The organism is Mesonia aestuariivivens (assembly GCF_019311235.1).
In the GTDB taxonomy this organism is placed as follows: Bacteria; Bacteroidota; Bacteroidia; order Flavobacteriales; family Flavobacteriaceae; genus Mesonia; species Mesonia aestuariivivens.
This window is the reverse complement of sequence record NZ_JAHWDF010000012.1, coordinates 70946-88470: the sequence shown is the minus strand read 5'-3', so window position 1 is coordinate 88470 and position 17525 is coordinate 70946. Positions and strand designations below refer to the sequence as shown.

The 17525-nt window shown below is 35.5% G+C and carries 12 protein-coding genes; all 12 read left to right on the top strand.

The window, feature by feature from the left end:
- The first annotated feature begins 106 nt into the window (after positions 1-106).
- The 12 genes from KW502_RS11685 (at position 107) to KW502_RS11630 (ending at position 17447) form a co-directional block, all read left to right on the top strand.
- Positions 107-1459, top strand: a complete 1353-nt coding sequence (locus tag KW502_RS11685) for a c-type cytochrome (RefSeq protein ID WP_219040737.1) — start codon at positions 107-109, stop codon at positions 1457-1459.
- Positions 1460-1487: 28 nt separating this feature from the next.
- Complete coding sequence (locus KW502_RS11680) at positions 1488-4544, top strand: TAT-variant-translocated molybdopterin oxidoreductase (protein ID WP_219040736.1); 3057 nt, start codon at positions 1488-1490, stop codon at positions 4542-4544.
- A 33-nt stretch (positions 4545-4577) separates the two neighbouring features.
- Positions 4578-6092 carry an NrfD/PsrC family molybdoenzyme membrane anchor subunit gene (gene nrfD / locus KW502_RS11675; RefSeq protein WP_255554217.1) on the top strand — a complete coding sequence of 505 codons (1515 nt, stop codon included), beginning with the start codon at positions 4578-4580 and terminating at the stop codon, positions 6090-6092.
- A 1-nt stretch (position 6093) separates the two neighbouring features.
- Positions 6094-6615, top strand: a complete 522-nt coding sequence (locus KW502_RS11670; protein ID WP_219040735.1) for a DUF3341 domain-containing protein — start codon at positions 6094-6096, stop codon at positions 6613-6615.
- Between the two features lie 7 nt (positions 6616-6622).
- On the top strand, positions 6623-7384 hold the full coding sequence (locus KW502_RS11665) for a c-type cytochrome (protein ID WP_219040734.1): 762 nt from the start codon (positions 6623-6625) through the stop codon (positions 7382-7384).
- Positions 7385-7414: 30 nt separating this feature from the next.
- Positions 7415-8782 (top strand): quinol:cytochrome C oxidoreductase, encoded by a 1368-nt coding sequence (locus tag KW502_RS11660; protein ID WP_219040733.1) that lies wholly within the window; start codon positions 7415-7417, stop codon positions 8780-8782.
- A 29-nt stretch (positions 8783-8811) separates the two neighbouring features.
- Positions 8812-9882 (top strand): cytochrome c oxidase subunit II, encoded by a 1071-nt coding sequence (locus KW502_RS11655; RefSeq protein WP_219040732.1) that lies wholly within the window; start codon positions 8812-8814, stop codon positions 9880-9882.
- Positions 9883-9921: 39 nt separating this feature from the next.
- Positions 9922-11751, top strand: coding sequence for a cytochrome c oxidase subunit I (locus tag KW502_RS11650; RefSeq protein WP_219040731.1), 1830 nt, complete (start codon positions 9922-9924; stop codon positions 11749-11751).
- Between the two features lie 66 nt (positions 11752-11817).
- Positions 11818-12840 carry a Holliday junction branch migration DNA helicase RuvB gene (ruvB, locus tag KW502_RS11645; RefSeq protein ID WP_219040730.1) on the top strand — a complete coding sequence of 341 codons (1023 nt, stop codon included), beginning with the start codon at positions 11818-11820 and terminating at the stop codon, positions 12838-12840.
- The gene (locus tag KW502_RS11640; protein ID WP_219040729.1) at positions 12837-14168 is read left to right on the top strand and encodes a cytochrome P450; all 1332 of its coding nucleotides are present in this window, start codon (positions 12837-12839) and stop codon (positions 14166-14168) included. Before ruvB ends, KW502_RS11640 begins: the two co-directional genes overlap by 4 nt.
- Before the next feature lies 1 nt (position 14169).
- Positions 14170-15093, top strand: coding sequence for a tRNA epoxyqueuosine(34) reductase QueG (gene queG, locus KW502_RS11635; protein ID WP_219040728.1), 924 nt, complete (start codon positions 14170-14172; stop codon positions 15091-15093).
- Between the two features lie 56 nt (positions 15094-15149).
- Positions 15150-17447: an NADP-dependent malic enzyme gene (locus KW502_RS11630; protein WP_219040727.1), complete on the top strand. Its 2298-nt coding sequence runs from the start codon at positions 15150-15152 to the stop codon at positions 17445-17447.
- Positions 17448-17525 lie beyond the last annotated feature (78 nt).

Sequence of the window (17525 nt, the reverse complement as noted above, 5' to 3'; positions counted from 1 at the left end):
TAAGTATTACTTTTGCTGTGGAAATTTACGGGATTTTAGGGGTTTGTTGAGCTAACTTATTCATTATAAAAACCGTACCAAACTAAGAAGATAATTCAGCTGTAATATGGAAAAGGTGAATACCCGCCATTCAATTTTAAGATTACTACTAATTTCGATAGTAGTTCTATTTTCGTTTTCTCAAAATTTACTCGCACAGGATGAAGCTGCTCCGGCTGATCAAGAAGAATCAGCTGATGCGAAAGCTGCTGCTAGTTCTGCAGGTGGTGATGCTGCTAAGGGTAAAGAATTGTTTAATTCGCTTTGTGCATCATGTCATAAAAGATATAAGAGATCTACAGGTCCTGCGTTAAACGGAGTGACTAGTAGACACGATAAAGATTGGCTTTATCGTTGGGTGAAAAATAGTCAAGCCTTAATTGCGGCAGGTGATGCTGAGGCAGTGGCTATATATGAAGAATTTAATGAAACGGCAATGACTCCATTTCCTCAGCTTTCAAATGAGGATATTGATAATATACTCGCTTATGTTGAGCAGCCTAAGCCGGAGCCTACTGCGAATGTGCAGGCTAATGCTGGTGGAGGTGAGTCTTCAGGCGGCGGGGTTTCTAGTGATATTATTTTAGGGGTGCTTGCATTTGTGTTATTGCTTTTAGTGGTTGTTCTTGTCTTAGTGAATAAGACATTGAATAGATTTGCTGCTGCAAGCGGAGTTCAGGTTCAGGAAAAAGAATCAAGAAAGCCAATTTGGAAAGCTTTTGTAGAGAATCAATTTTTAGTGATTGTTACTGCAGTGTTTTTATTGTTGGCAGGTGGATATTTTGTGTATGGATATTTAATGCAGGTTGGGGTAGATCAAGGTTATGCTCCAGTGCAGCCAATACATTATTCGCATAGAATTCATGCTGGAGATAATGAAATTGAGTGTAAATATTGTCACTCTTCAGCTCGTGTGAGTAAAACTTCTGGAGTGCCGTCGTTGAATGTTTGTATGAACTGTCACAAATCAATAAGTGAGGTTGCAGATGCTTCAAGTCCTAATACATCGGTGACAGAGGAGTATTCTAAAGAGTTTTATGATGGTGAGATTGCTAAGCTCTACGATGCTGTAGGTTGGGATCCGTCTACGCAATCTTATACGGGTGAGTCTAAGCCAGTAAAATGGGTGAGAATACATAATCTACCAGACTTTGCATACTTTAATCACTCTCAGCACGTAAGTGTTGCTGGTGTAATGTGTCAAGAATGTCATGGTCCAGTAGAAGAAATGGAAATTATGAGACAGTACGCTCCGTTAACTATGGGGTGGTGTATTAACTGTCATAGAAAGACAAATGTGAAAATGGAGGGTAATGAATATTACGAGAAGATTCACGATGAATTGTCTAAAAAATATGGTGTAGAAACATTAACTGCTGCTCAAATGGGAGCGACAGAATGTGGTAAGTGTCATTATTAATTTATTAAGAAGCTAATTTTATTTATATATGTCATCAAACAAAAAATACTGGAAGAGTGTTGAGGAGCTAAACGAAAATAGCCCTGTTGTTGAGAAGCTTCGACAGAATGAATTTGTGGAAGAAATTCCTACAGATAAATTTTTGGGAGATAAGGATTCTCTAGAGAGTTCAGCTACTTCGAGAAGAGATTTTTTGAAATTTGTCGGGTTTAGTACTGCTGCAGCTTCATTGGCAGCTTGTGAAGGACCTGTAACTAAAACAATTCCTTATGTGGTTCAGCCAGAACGTATCGTTCCTGGTGTAGCAAACTACTATGCGACAACAATGGCAGATGGTTTTGATTTTGCTAGTGTTTTAGTTAAAACTAGAGAAGGAAGACCTATTAAAATTGAAAGTAATAAACTAGCTAAAGCTTCATTAGGGGCTAATGCGAGAGTTCATGCTTCAGTTTTATCATTGTATGATAATAAAAGATTAAAGCGTCCTCAGATTGATGGTGAAGATGTTTCTTGGGAAGAGTTAGATCGTCAAGTAGGTGGTGCTTTGCGGAGTGTGGGTGGTCAAAAAGTGTTGTTAACATCAACAATGGCAAGTCCTTCTACTTCTAAATTGATAAATGAATTTTCAGCTAAATATGCTAATGTTAAGCATGTGGTTTATGATGCGATTTCTGAAGATGCTGCATTAGATGCTTATCAGATGAAATACGGAACACGTGCGTTGGCAAATTATGATTTTTCTAAGGCTGGTGTTATTGTTTCTGTAGGAGCAGATTTTCTGGCAGATTGGCAAGCAGGTGGAAATGATGTGAGTTATGCTAAAAGTCGTATTCCTAAAAATGGAAAAATGTCCCGTCATATTCAATTTGAAGGAAATATGACTCAGACTGGAGCTAAAGCAGATAAGCGTGTTCCTGTAAAACCATCTCAGCAGAAAGCTGTACTTGCTGCTATCTACGGTTATATTGTGGGTGGGGCAAAAAGCAATCTTTCTCCTAGATTAGATGATATTGTTGTTAAAGCTGTACGTCAATTAAGAGATGCTGGTTCTAAAGCGGTTGTTGTTTCTGGAATTACAGATGTTAATGCTCAACTATTGGTTCTTGCTATAAATGATGCCTTAGGAAGTGAAGTGATGGATAAAAGCAATCCAAAACTGGTACGTCAAGGTAATGCAAAGCAAGTTCAGCAATTAATTAAAGATATGAATGCGGGTAATGTTGGAGCCTTGATGGTTGCTGGTGTTAACCCTGCTTATAGTTTACCTAATGTAGAGGCTTTTAAAGCAGGTTTAAGGAAAGTTGATGTTTCTATTGCTTTTTCAATGAAAAAAGACGAAACAGCAAAACTTTGTAAATATATAGCGGCTACTTCTCATTATCTAGAAAATTGGGGAGATGTGCAATTAACTAAGAAAGATTTTAGTTTAATGCAGCCTACTATTCGTCCGTTATTTGATACGAGACAATTTCAGGATACTTTATTAAAATGGAGTGGTTCAGAAACAAATTATAGAGATTATATTAAACAAACATGGTCAGGTAGTATTTCATCTTGGAATGAAGCTCTTCATGACGGTGTGTTCGAGGCGTCTTCTCCTGTAGTTTCAGAAGAAGAATTAGGTGCTGTAGCGACTCCAAATTATTCAACAGCACTTCGTGACCTTGCAACTTCAGAAGAAAGTGAGTTTGAGCTTACTTTATATACAAAAGTTGGTATGGGTGATGGTCAACAGGCTAATAACCCTTGGTTGCAGGAGTTTCCAGATCCGTTAACGCGAGTTTCTTGGGATAACTATTTAGTCATTTCTAAAGCAGATGCAGATAAGTTAGATTTAGAAAATCCGACTGTTTCTAATGGAGCTTTAAATGGAAGTTATGTTAACTTAAAGGTTGGTGATAACGTAGTTAAAAATGTACCAATTCTTATTCAGCCAGGTCAGGCAAAAGGTGCGGTAGGTTTAGCGCTAGGATACGGGAAGAAAGAAGCAGTTCAAAAAGAAATGCAGGTAGGAGTAAATGCTTACCCTTTATATAAAGATTTTAATGCTTTTCAGAATGTAACTATTGAAAAAGCAGATGGAATACATGAGTTTGCTTGTGTGCAGTTACAGAGCACAATGGCCGGTAGAGATGATATCGTTAAAGAAACAACTTTAGAGATATTTAATACAGAAGATAAACATCATTGGAATCCTACTCCTGAAGTAGATTACGATCACAATGAAATTTCAGTAAGAGAAGAAAAAGCTAGTCTTTGGAATGAATTTGATAGAGAAATTGGTCATCATTTTAACCTATCTATCGATTTAAATGCATGTACAGGTTGTGGAGCTTGTGTGATTGCTTGTCATTCTGAAAACAATGTTCCTGTAGTAGGTAAAGACGAAGTGAGAAAATTTAGAGATATGCACTGGTTGCGTGTCGATCGTTATTACTCTTCTGCAGATACATTTAAACAAGAGCAGAAAGATTTAGAAGATTTACCAGCATTCGAAACTTACGACAAGATAGAAAATGCTTCTTACGATAATCCAGAAGTTGCATTTCAGCCGGTTATGTGTCAGCACTGTAATCACGCTCCATGTGAAACAGTTTGTCCAGTAGCGGCAACTTCTCACGGTCGTCAAGGTCAAAACCATATGGCGTATAACAGATGTGTGGGTACAAGATATTGTGCTAACAACTGTCCTTACAAAGTGCGTCGTTTTAACTGGTTCTTGTATAATGAGAATGAAGAGTTTGATTATCACATGAATAATGACTTAGGTAGAATGGTGTTAAACCCAGATGTAACCGTAAGATCACGTGGAGTTATGGAGAAGTGTTCTATGTGTATTCAAATTACGCAGAAAACAATACTTGATGCTAAACGCGATGGTAGAGTAGTTGGGGATGATGAGTTCTTTACTGCTTGTTCTAGAGCATGTGATCAAGGCGCAATGACCTTTGGTGATATAAATAATAAAAACTCCGAAATAGTTGAGAAGAAGAACGATGAGCGTATGTATCATTTGTTGGAAAGTATAGGTACAAAACCAAATGTGATGTATCAGACTTTAGTGAAGAACACAGGAGATTTATAAAATTAGTTAAAGAATCAATTATTAATTAAGAATATGTCGTCACATTACGAAGCACCCATAAGAGAACCTTTAGTTACTGGTAATAAGTCTTATCACGATGTAACTGTAGATGTAGCAGCTCCTGTAGAAGGAAAAGCAAACAAGTCTTGGTGGCTTGTTTTCTCTATCGCCCTAGTGGCATTTTTATGGGGATTAGGTTGTATTATATATACTGTTTCTACCGGGATTGGATCTTGGGGTCTAAACAAAACCATTGGTTGGGCCTGGGATATTACTAATTTTGTTTGGTGGGTAGGTATTGGTCACGCTGGAACATTAATTTCTGCTGTATTATTACTTTTCCGTCAAAAATGGAGAATGGCAGTAAACCGTTCTGCAGAAGCAATGACAATTTTTGCGGTAGTTCAAGCGGGACTTTTCCCAATTATTCACATGGGGCGTCCTTGGTTGGCTTATTGGGTGTTACCTATACCAAACCAATTTGGTTCATTGTGGGTAAACTTTAATTCGCCACTACTTTGGGATGTGTTCGCAATTTCTACTTACTTATCTGTTTCATTAGTTTTCTGGTGGACAGGTTTGCTTCCTGATTTTGCAATGATTCGAGATCGTGCTACAAAGCCTTTTCAGAAGAAAATATACGGTATTTTAAGTTTTGGTTGGAGTGGTCGTGCTAAAGACTGGCAACGTTTTGAAGAAGTCTCTTTGGTGCTTGCAGGTTTAGCAACTCCATTGGTATTGTCAGTGCATACTATTGTATCTTTTGACTTTGCTACATCATTAGTTCCTGGTTGGCACTCTACGATATTCCCTCCATACTTCGTGGCTGGAGCGATTTTTTCTGGTTTCGCTATGGTACAAACGCTTCTTATTACGATGAGAAAAGTTATTAATCTAGAAAATTACATTACCATACTTCATATTGAATATATGAACAAAGTAATTGTGTTAACTGGAGGTATTGTAAGTGTTGCCTATATTACAGAGTATTTTATCGGATGGTATTCAGGAATCTCTTATGAGAATTATACATACCTATCTTTTGGTGCAGCTACGGGTCCTTATGCATGGGCTTTTTGGGCACTAATTACTTGTAACTTTATTGTGCCCCTAACATTATGGATTAAGAAATTAAGAAGAAATATTGTTTGGACATTCTTTGTTGCTTTGGTAATTAATATAGGAATGTGGTTTGAGCGTTTTGATATTATTGTAATATGTCTAAGTAAGGGTAGAACACCTTCTTCTTGGGCAATGTTCTCTCCAACATTTATAGATATTGGTACATTTGTAGGAACTATAGGTTTTTTCTTTGTATTGTTTTTATTATATGCGAGAACTTTTCCTGTAATTGCACAAGCCGAAGTAAAAACGATCTTAAAATCTTCTGGAGATAAGTATAAGAAACTTAGAGAAGAACATGTAAGTGATGATCATATTGGTGAGGTAGAAGAGTTTCCTGCTTCTGGAGGTCCAGCAGCAAATACAGAGGCTCATGAAGGTGAAGATGATTTAAATTCAGAAGATAAAAACAATAAAAATAACTAGTATGTCAGCAAAAGTTATTCAGGCTATCTATAATGATGACGATTTAGTTTTACAAGCTGTAAAACAAATAAGAGAAGAGAATTATTATGTATCTGAAGTTTTCTCTCCTTTTCCTATTCATGGGTTAGATAAAGCTATGGGCTTAGCGCCTACTAGGTTAGCAATAACTTCATTTTTGTACGGTCTTACCGGATTAACGGTTGCTATAACAATGATGAACTTTATGATGATACAGGATTGGCCTCAAAATATTGGGGGTAAACCAAGTTTTAGTTTCTTTGATAATATGCCTACATTTATTCCTATTATGTTTGAGTTAACTGTATTTTTTGCAGCTCACTTAATGGTGATTACTTTTTATATGAGAAGTAAAATATGGCCGTTTAAAAAAGCTGAGAATCCAGATCCTCGTACTACAGATGATCATTTTTGTGTTGAAATTGAAGTTGCAAACCATAGTGAAGAAGCTTTAGTTAAGTTTATTAAAGATACAGGAGCTTCTGAAGTAAAATTAATAGATTAATAAATCCATGAAAAGTTTATTTCGCATAATAACATTAATCGCTGTTTCTTTAGTTGCAGTTTCATGCTTTCAGGAAAAAGGTAGAAATTACCAATATTTTCCTAATATGTATAAGTCTGCTAGTTACGAAACGTATTTAGAGTACGATGGCGATTTATTTGAAAACGGTCAAGAAGCAAAGTTGCCTGTCGAAGGAACCGTCTCTAGAGGATGGATGCCTTATGAATATGAAGATTCTAACGAAGGCTATCAAAACGCAAAAGCTAATTTATCAAATCCACTTCCTTATACAGAAGACAATGTTAATGAAGGTAAGGCCTTGTATACCATTTACTGTGCTATTTGTCATGGTGATAAAGGTGATGGTAAAGGAACCTTGGCACAAAGAGAAAAAATATTAGGGATTCCTGCATACAATGATGCTGGAAGAGCAATTACAGAAGGTAGTATTTATCACGTGATGTTTTACGGTTTAAATAATATGGGATCTTATGCTGTTCAAACCAATGAGTTTGAGCGTTGGCAAATCGCACATTATGTATTAGATCTTAAGCGTAACCTTAACGGTGAGCCACAGCGTGAATTTGAAGATGCTGAAATAGAAAATGCATCAAGTATGAAAAAAGGAATTGCATTACGTGATGCTCAAGTTGAGCATTCTAATGAGAAAGATTCTTTAGCTAAAGGTCAAGATGAAAACTCTGCCTCTGCAACGGATGATCATGAAGCCTCAGAAATGAGTAATCATGAAACTTCAGAAAATAATTAATTAAGATTAAACTGCATTATATTTTTAGATATGTACAAGCAATCTGGTAAAGTAAAATTAATTTCTATTATTCTAATCGTTTTAGGCGCATTAGGAATAGGTTATGGTTTTATAACTGCTCCTTCTACGATAGATGAAGCCAAAGAAATTTTAGCTGCTGAACATGGCGGCCACGGTGAAGATCATTCTGCAACAGCTAATGAAGATCATCACACAGCAGAAATCAATTCTGCTGGTCACGTTAAACATGTTGAAAAGTCTGAAGCTCACGGTGAAGAAGTTCATAGTGAATCTCACGAGGATGAACATTTAGAGCATGTCTTACATCAATTACAAACAAAGCCATGGTCTGCTACTTTTGTTGCTGGCTTTTTCTTTTTAATGATTGCTTTGGGAGTATTGGTTTTTTACGCTATCCAATTTGTAGCTCAGGTAGGCTGGTCACCAGTTTTATTTAGAGTAATGGAAGGGATTACGGCGTATATTTTACCCGGTTCTATTATAGTAGTTTTAATAGTTCTTTTTGCTGGAGAACATTTTTATCCTTGGCAGAACCATGAGCTGGTCGCTGGAGATAAAATATTACAAGGAAAATCAGGTTATTTAAATTTTCCATTTTTTGTAATAAGAGCAATTGTATATCTTTTAATTTGGAATACCTATAGATTCTTTGCTGTTAAAAACTCTAGAGATCAAGATGATTCTGTAGCGATTAAGCCTTATAGAAAAAACTTTAAATTTTCTGTAATCTTTTTATTGTTCTTTATGATTACAGAATCTACAATGGCATGGGATTGGTTTATGTCTATGACACCACACTGGTATAGTACATTATTTGCTTGGTATATTTTTGCAACAATGATAGTTTCAGCATTAACAGTAATAGCAATCACGACCATTATTTTAAAGAAATTAGGACACTTGCCATTTGTAAATAATAGTCACTTACACGATGTTGCTAAATTTATGTTCGGCTTCAGTATATTTTGGACTTACCTTTGGTTTAGTCAATTTATGCTTATTTGGTACGCAAATATTCCAGAAGAGGTTACCTATTTTACATTAAGAATGGAAGAATATAATTTGCTATTCTTCGGAATGGTAGTTATTAACTTTGTATTTCCTATTCTAATATTGATGAATAGTGATTTTAAACGTATACCTTGGTTTGTAGTTATTGCAGGTTGTTTTATTTTAGTAGGACACTACATAGATGTTTACTTATTAGTAATGCCTTCTACTGTAGGATCTCATTGGTCTTTTGGAATCACTGAATTTGCTGCAATATTATTTTTCTTAGGCTTGTTTTTATTAGTTGTTGGCTTTGGTTTAGGTAAAGCGCCACTTAAAATTAAAAACAATCCATTCTTAAAGGAAAGTGAAAATTACCATTACTAAATAAATTATTTAAAGAAGATAATATCACAATGACTGTATTTTTAATCATAGTAGTTATAGCGCTGTTGGGAGTAACTTTCTGGCAGATGTCTAAAATTCTAAACTTGTCTAAATCTGGACACGAAGATGCTAGCCAGATAGCAAACGATAATGATAATAAAAATCAAGCTTACATTATGTTTGGTTTTGTTATCGCTCTTTACATGTTCATGTTCTATAGTTTTGTTGAATGGGGAGATTTATACCTCCCAGAAGCCGCTTCAGAACATGGTGCAGATTACGATAAACTAATGTTTATCTCTGTAGCATTAATTATGACGGTTCAGTTAATCACGCAATTTTTACTTTTCTTTTTCGCCTACAAGTATCGTGGGGTAAAGGGTAAAAAAGCTTTGTTCTACGCAGATAATGATAAATTAGAATTTATTTGGACAATTATTCCAGTAATTGTTTTAGCAGGTTTAATTATCTATGGTCTATTTACATGGTCTGATATCATGAATATTGATGAAGATGAAGATACTTTAGTTGTTGAAATTTATGCTTATCAATTTGGTTGGAAAGCTAGATACGCTGGTGAAGATAATACTTTAGGTCAAGCTAACGTGCGTTTCATTCAAGGTACTAATACAGTTGGGCTAGATGAAAGTGATGGTTATGGTATGGATGATAAAATAACTACTGAACTTCACCTTCCAGTAGATCGCCCAGTTTTATTTAAATTTAGATCACAAGACGTACTTCACTCTGCTTACTTTCCGTTTTTTAGAGCTCAAATGAATGTCGTTCCAGGAATGGTAACTCAGTTTAGTTTTACACCTACAATCACCACAGAAAAGATGAGAACATCAGAATTTATGGTGGAGAAAGTAGACGAGCTAAATAGAATCAGAAAAGAACGTAGTAAAGAATTAGAAGCTAAAGGAGATGTAGCTCTGGATCCTTACGAGTTTGAATATTACCTTTTATGTAATAAAATTTGTGGTATCTCTCACTTCAATATGCAAATGAAAATTGTAGTAGAAGAAGAACAAGAATTTAATTCTTGGATTAGCGAACAAGGCACATTTGGAGAGACACTTAAGAAAGAAGAAGAGTAGAAAGTAATAAGCATTAATTAAAGCAATATAATACTAGATATGTCAGCAATAGCAAACGCAACAGTAGCTCACGATCATCACGATGATCATGGACATCATCATAAAGAGACTTTTATTACCAAGTACATTTTTAGTCAAGATCATAAGATGATTGGTAAGCAGTTCCTAATTACCGGTTTGATAATGGGAGCTATAGGTATTTTAATGTCTATTTTATTTAGAATTCAATTAGCTTGGCCAGAAGAAGCTTCTTGGGTTTTCGAATTATTTTTAGGAGATAAATATGCTACCGATGGAGTGATGAATCCAGATGCTTATTTAGCATTGGTTACCATTCACGGTACTATTATGGTTTTCTTTGTACTTACTGCAGGTTTAAGTGGTACGTTTAGTAATTTACTTATTCCATTGCAAATAGGAGCACGTGATATGGCTTCAGGATTTATGAACATGCTTTCTTACTGGATTTTCTTTTTATCTAGTGTGATTATGTTAAGTTCATTATTTGTAGAATCAGGACCAGCATCTGCAGGTTGGACAATTTACCCTCCATTAAGTGCGTTACCCGAAGCTATTCCAGGTTCAGGAACAGGAATGACTTTATGGTTAATAGCCATGGCTCTTTTTATTGCACAGTCACTAATGGGATCTCTTAACTATATTGTTACCGTAATTAACTTGAGAACAGAAGGAATGTCTATGACAAGACTTCCACTTACAATTTGGGCGTTGTTTGTAACTGCTATTATTGGTGTGGTTTCTTTCCCTGTTCTTTTATCAGCAGCATTAATGCTTATTATGGATAGAAGTTTTGGTACTTCTTTCTTCTTAAGTGATATTTATATAAAAGGTGAGGTATTAGCACATCAAGGTGGTTCTCCGGTATTGTTTGAGCACTTATTTTGGTTTTTAGGTCACCCAGAAGTTTATATTGTAATTCTTCCAGCAATGGGGTTAGTTTCAGAAGTAATGGCTGCAAACTCACGTAAACCTATTTTTGGATACCGTGCCATGATTGCTTCTATTTTAGCAATTGCATTTTTATCTACTATTGTTTGGGGGCATCACATGTTTGTATCTGGTATGAATCCTTTCTTAGGTTCTGTATTTACATTTACAACCTTATTAATTGCGATACCTTCTGCAGTTAAAGCATTTAACTGGATTACGACCTTATGGAAAGGTAACCTTCAAATGAATACAGGAATGTTGTTCTCTATAGGTTTTGTATCTACGTTCATTACGGGAGGTTTAACAGGAATTATTTTAGGAGATAGTACCTTAGATATTAATGTTCACGATACTTACTTTGTAATTGCTCACTTTCACTTAGTAATGGGTATATCTGCACTTTATGGTTTATTTGCGGGTGTTTATCATTGGTTCCCAAAAATGTTTGGTAGAATGATGAATAAGAAACTTGGTTTTGTTCATTTTTGGATTACAATTATAGGTTCTTATGGCGTATTTTTTCCGATGCACTTTATAGGTTTGGCAGGTTTACCAAGGCGTTATTACACCAATACAAATTTTCCTTACTTTGACGATTTAGCAGATGTAAATGTATTAATTACTGTTTTTGCAATTATTACAGCTTTAGTACAATTAGTGTTTATTTATAACTTTATTCACTCTATTTTCTTCGGAAAAAGAGCAACACAAAACCCTTGGAACGCAAATACTTTAGAGTGGACAACTCCAGTAGAACACGTTCATGGTAACTGGCCGGGTGCAATTCCTTCAGTATACCGTTGGTCTTATGATTATAGTAAATTAAATAATGATGAAACAGATTATGTGATACCGGGGCAAGATTTTATCCCTCAAAATGTTCCTCTTCAAGAAAATGAAGAAGAAATGAATCACTAAGATTTTTCAATCAACATATAGAAAAGCCTTTCCAATTCGGAAAGGCTTTTTCTTTATATTTGTTTTATGAATGAAAACCTAGATGCTACCGGAGAAAATTTTACTCCAGAAGAATTTGATATAGAAAGAGCTTTGCGGCCGTTAAGTTTTGATGATTTTGCGGGTCAAGACCAAGTATTAGAAAATCTCCAGATATTTGTGAAAGCAGCAAACCTTAGAGATGAAGCTTTAGATCATACTTTATTTCACGGTCCTCCGGGTTTAGGAAAAACAACTTTAGCCCACATTTTGGCTAATGAACTAAATGCAGGGATAAAAGTTACCTCAGGTCCTGTATTAGATAAACCAGGAGACTTGGCAGGGTTGTTAACTAATCTCGATGAACGTGATGTTTTATTTATAGATGAAATACATCGGCTAAGTCCTGTTATTGAAGAGTATTTATATTCTGCCATGGAAGATTTTAAGATCGATATTATGATCGAATCTGGACCTAATGCACGTTCTGTTCAGATCAATTTAAATCCGTTTACGTTAGTAGGAGCTACTACGCGTTCAGGATTGTTAACAGCACCAATGCGAGCAAGATTCGGAATATCAAGTCGGCTGCAATATTATACCACAGAGCTGCTATCAGATATTCTTCAGCGTAGTGCACATATTTTAAAAGTACCTATGACGATGGAAGCTGCTATAGAGATAGCGGGTAGAAGTAGAGGTACACCGCGTATTGCAAATGCCTTATTGCGTCGTGTTCGTGATTTTGCACAAATTAAAGGGAATGGTAAAATAGATATAGAAATTTCTCGCTACAGCCTTAAAGCGTTAAATGTAGATGCAAATGGTTTAGATGAAATGGATAATAAGATTTTAACCACCATCATCGAAAAGTTTAAAGGTGGCCCAGTCGGGATTACAACACTCTCTACAGCGGTAAGTGAAAGCGCAGAAACTATAGAAGAAGTGTATGAGCCATTTTTAATTCAGCAAGGTTTTATTGTAAGAACACCACGCGGACGAGAAGTAACCGAAGCGGCATACAGACATTTAGGTAAAACTAAACACAACTCGCAAGGAGGTTTGTTTTGAAAAAGTCACAAAAAATACCAGAAGTTTCCGTGTTTAAGTTTTTAAAACACGCTACACAAATTGTCGAAAATCCACTTCCTTTTCATTTGAATAATTTTCAAAAGTTGGGAGACATTTTTAGACTCAATTTGGGTTTCGGAAAATCGGTCATCTTTTCTAGAGATCCTGTAATTGCACAGCATTTGCTTCAAAAAAATCAAAAAAATTACCATAAGTCTCCAATACAAGCTAAAGATTTAGCTAAATATGTAGGTCAAGGATTGTTAACCACCAATGGTGAGCATTGGCAAAAACAAAGAAAATTAATTCAGCCAGCTTTTCATAAAAAGCAATTGGAAAAACTAATGGGAACGGTTCATTTGGCTATTCAAAAAGAATTGGATAAGATTAAAACCGATAGAGAATTTGATATTTTTCCTATTTTCAACGATTTGGCTTTTCAGACGGTGGTCAAATCTTTATTTAGCAGTGCGATAGGTGAAAAAGAAATTAACCGTTTACAATACATTACAGAGGCTGCTCAAAAAATGTTAGTGAGTGAGTTGCGACAACCTTATAGAAACTGGTGGTTTAGGTTAAGTGGTAAAATTCAGCAACATTTAGATCTAACTCAAGAAGCCCGACAAATTTTAAAAGCTATTGTAGAAAAGCGTAAAAATTCTTTACAACGAGAAGACGATTTACTTGATATGCTACTGGATGCTCGTTATGATGATGCTACCGCCATGGATGAAGAGCAACTTATCGATGAGATTTTAATTCTTTTTACCGCAGGTCACGAGACTACATCTAATGCGCTTACGTTTACCTGCGAATTGTTAGCAAGACATCCTAAAATTCAACAAAAATTATATGAAGATATTCTTCTGGCAAAAGAAAATTCTAGCAACTTAATGCAATTTCTTCAGCAATCAGCTTATGCTAATTTGGTAATAAGTGAGTCGATGCGCTTGTATCCGCCAGCATATTTTATAGACCGTATTAGTCTTGCAGCAGACGAAGTAGCAGGAGTGAAAATTGGAAGTGACGAAAGTTTGTTGTTGTCTATTTATGAGATTCATCGTCATAAAGATCATTGGGAACAACCAGAACAGTTTATACCAGAACGCTTTGCCGAAGGCAAACAGCGTAAAAATATAGCTTATTATCCGTTTGGCGCCGGACCCCGAAAATGCATTGGTAATAATTTTGCGATGTATGAAATGATTTTGGCTGTTTCAGAAGTAATGCTTAAGTTCAAAATTAAACCTAAAAAAGCACCAATTCAAATTTTACCTTTAATTACACTAAAACCGAGAAACGCCTTTTTAAATTTTACCAAGCGCTAGTATGTTTAATAATGCTGAGAAATACACAAAGCTTATCAAAGATGAAGCTGCTCGTTTGGGCTTTATGTCTTGCGGAATTAGTAAAGCTGAATTTTTAGAAGACGAGGCACCTCGTTTAGAAAAATGGCTTCATGAAAATCGAAATGGTGAAATGAGTTATATGGAAAATCATTTTGATAAGCGCTTAGATCCCACGCTTTTGGTTCCTGATGCTAAAAGTGTAGTATCTTTATTATTAAATTATTATCCACACGAAGTGCAGCAAGATAATTCATACAAACTCAGTAAGTACGCTTACGGTAGAGATTATCATTTTGTAATTAAAGATAAATTGAAAAATTTGCTTCACTTTATTCAAGAAGAAATAGGAGAAGTAGGTGGTCGGGCTTTTGTAGATTCTGCACCTGTGTTAGATAAAGCATGGGCTGCCAAAAGCGGTTTGGGCTGGATAGGTAAAAACTCTAATTTACTTTCTAAAAAAACAGGATCTTTCTTTTTTATTGCTGAATTAATTATCGATTTAGATTTAGAATACGATACGCCAGTGACCGATCATTGCGGGACTTGTACCGCTTGTTTAGATGCTTGCCCTACAGATGCCATTTACGAACCTTATAAAGTAGATGGGAGCAAATGTATTTCATATTACACCATCGAGTTAAAAGATAGTATTCCAAGTTCAGAAAGAGGAAAGTTTGAAGATTGGATGTTTGGTTGTGATATCTGTCAAGACGTTTGCCCTTGGAATAGGTTTTCTAAACCTCATAACGAACCATTATTCGATCCGCATCCAGATTTATTACAAATGACCAAACACGATTGGGAAGAAATTACCCGAGAAACTTTTAATGAAATTTTTAGAAAATCTGCCGTAAAAAGAACCAAATATCAAGGATTAAAAAGAAACATCAACTTTTTAGATTAGTTATTTTTCTATTGTAAATGGTTAACTACCTTTGCTACTCATCTAAACTATAAACGATGAGTAACGAACGTAAAAGAAGAGAAGCATTAGTATACCACGCAAAGCCAAAACCTGGTAAAATAGAAGTAAGGCCTACTAAAAAATACAGTACTCAACGTGATTTATCGTTGGCGTATTCTCCAGGTGTGGCACAACCTTGTTTAGAAATAGCTAAAAACAAAGAGAATGTTTATAAATATACCACTAAAGGAAATTTAGTGGCAGTAATTTCTAACGGAACTGCGGTTCTGGGTTTAGGCGATATTGGTCCCGAAGCTTCGAAGCCTGTGATGGAGGGAAAAGGTTTGTTGTTTAAAATATTTGCAGATATAGATGTGTTTGATATTGAGGTAGATACTAAAAACATTGATGATTTTGTAAATACGGTTAAAAATATTGCTCCCACTTTTGGAGGGATTAATTTAGAAGATATAAAAGCTCCAGAAGCTTTTGAAATCGAAAGAAGACTAAAGAAAGAATTAGATATCCCAGTCATGCACGATGATCAGCACGGGACAGCAATTATTTCTTCTGCAGCATTATTAAACGCATTAGAGCTTGCTGAAAAAGATATAAAAAAAGTAAAAATAGTGGTTTCAGGTGCAGGTTCTGCTGCGATGGCTTGTGTTTCTTTATATTGTTCTTTAGGAGTGAAAAAAGAAAACATCGTCATGTTTGATGTAAAAGGAGTGCTTCATAAAGACCGTGAAGATTTAGCTGAAATACAAAAAGAATTTGCGGTTAGCAAAAACTATAATTCGTTAGCAGATGGAGTAAAAGATGCCGATGTATTTTTAGGGCTTTCTGTGGGTGATGTATTAACGCCACAAATGCTAAAAACGATGAATGATAATCCTATTGTTTTCGCAATGGCTAATCCTGTATCAGAAATAGATTACGATTTAGCGATGAAAACGCGTGATGATATCATTATGGCGACAGGAAGAAGTGATCATCCTAATCAGGTAAATAATGTACTTGGTTTTCCTTATATTTTTAGAGGAGCTTTAGATGTTAGAGCCACCGCAATTAATGAAGAAATGAAAATGGCAGCTGTTCGTGCATTGGCTAATTTAGCAAAACAAAATGTACCAGAGCAAGTAAACATTGCCTATGGAGAAACGAAATTAAATTTTGGTAGGGATTATATTATCCCTAAACCTTTCGATTCTAGGTTGCTAACAGAGGTTCCGCCGGCAGTAGCTAAAGCGGCAATAGAAACTGGTGTAGCTAAAGAACCAATTTATGATTGGGCACGTTACGAAGAAGAACTTTACGAGCGAATGGGGAATGATAATAAAATAACACGCTTGTTAATTAATCGTGCTAAAACGAATCCAAAACGTGTTGTATTTGCAGAAGCAGACCATTTAGATGTATTAAAAGCAGCTCAAATAGTTAATGATGAAGGAATAGGAAAACCCATACTTTTAGGAAGAAAAGATGTTATCCTAGAGCTAATGGACGAGCTGGAGTTTGATAGTGAAGGTGTAGAAATTATAGATCCTAAATCTGACGATCAAAAAGACAATACCGTAAAATATGGAGACGTATTCTGGAAATCACGTCAGCGTAACGGAGTAACACAATTAGATGCTCATAAACTTATGCGTCAGCGTAATTACTTTGCGGCTATGATGGTAAATGAAGGAGATGCTGATGCTTTATTAACAGGATATTCTAGGGCTTATCCTGGCGTGGTAAGGCCTATGTTAGATTTGATAGGTATGGAAAAAGGAGTTTCTAGAATTGCAGCGACTAATCTTATGAATACTTCACGCGGACCTTTATTTATAAGTGATACCTCTATAAATATAGATCCAGATGCTAAAGATTTAGCAAGAATTACCCAAATGACAGCCCATACCGTTAAAATGTTTGGAATGGAGCCTGTTGTGGGTATGATTTCTTACGCCAATTTTGGATCTTCAAAAAATCCTAGTGCAAAAAAAGTGAAAGATGCAGTGGCTATTTTACATGAGCATAGTCCAGAAATTACTGTAGATGGAGAGTTGCAGGTAGATTTTGCATTGAATAAGAATATGTTACAAAGCAAATTTCCTTTTTCAAAATTAGCAGGAAGAAAGGTAAATACATTAATTTTCCCTAACCTCGATTCTGCAAATTCAACTTATAAATTAATTAAAGAACTCAATAATACAGATTCTATAGGTCCTATTATGATGGGTTTAAGAAAACCAGCACATATTTTACAGTTAGGAGCAAGCGTAGAAGAAATGGTGAATATGGCTGCAGTAGCTGTAGTAGATGCGCAAGGAAAAGAAAAAAAGAACGCAATTCCTGTAACGCTATAAAAATTGAACGTGTTAAACTAAAGAAGTGAATTTTGGTATGTAAATAATTTTCCTACATTTGAGGGATTTTAACTTTTA

What these genes read in the sequence shown, in the direction of transcription:
- KW502_RS11665 (WP_219040734.1), top strand. Translation starts at nt 6,623, where the DNA reads ATGAAAAGTTTATTTCGCATAATAACATTAATCGCTGTTTCTTTAGTT.
- KW502_RS11660 (WP_219040733.1), top strand. Translation starts at nt 7,415, where the DNA reads ATGTACAAGCAATCTGGTAAAGTAAAATTAATTTCTATTATTCTAATC.
- KW502_RS11630 (WP_219040727.1), top strand. Translation starts at nt 15,150, where the DNA reads ATGAGTAACGAACGTAAAAGAAGAGAAGCATTAGTATACCACGCAAAG.
- KW502_RS11650 (WP_219040731.1), top strand. Translation starts at nt 9,922, where the DNA reads ATGTCAGCAATAGCAAACGCAACAGTAGCTCACGATCATCACGATGAT.
- nrfD (WP_255554217.1), top strand. Translation starts at nt 4,578, where the DNA reads ATGTCGTCACATTACGAAGCACCCATAAGAGAACCTTTAGTTACTGGT.
- KW502_RS11655 (WP_219040732.1), top strand. Translation starts at nt 8,812, where the DNA reads ATGACTGTATTTTTAATCATAGTAGTTATAGCGCTGTTGGGAGTAACT.
- KW502_RS11670 (WP_219040735.1), top strand. Translation starts at nt 6,094, where the DNA reads ATGTCAGCAAAAGTTATTCAGGCTATCTATAATGATGACGATTTAGTT.
- KW502_RS11680 (WP_219040736.1), top strand. Translation starts at nt 1,488, where the DNA reads ATGTCATCAAACAAAAAATACTGGAAGAGTGTTGAGGAGCTAAACGAA.
- KW502_RS11685 (WP_219040737.1), top strand. Translation starts at nt 107, where the DNA reads ATGGAAAAGGTGAATACCCGCCATTCAATTTTAAGATTACTACTAATT.
- queG (WP_219040728.1), top strand. Translation starts at nt 14,170, where the DNA reads ATGTTTAATAATGCTGAGAAATACACAAAGCTTATCAAAGATGAAGCT.
- ruvB (WP_219040730.1), top strand. Translation starts at nt 11,818, where the DNA reads ATGAATGAAAACCTAGATGCTACCGGAGAAAATTTTACTCCAGAAGAA.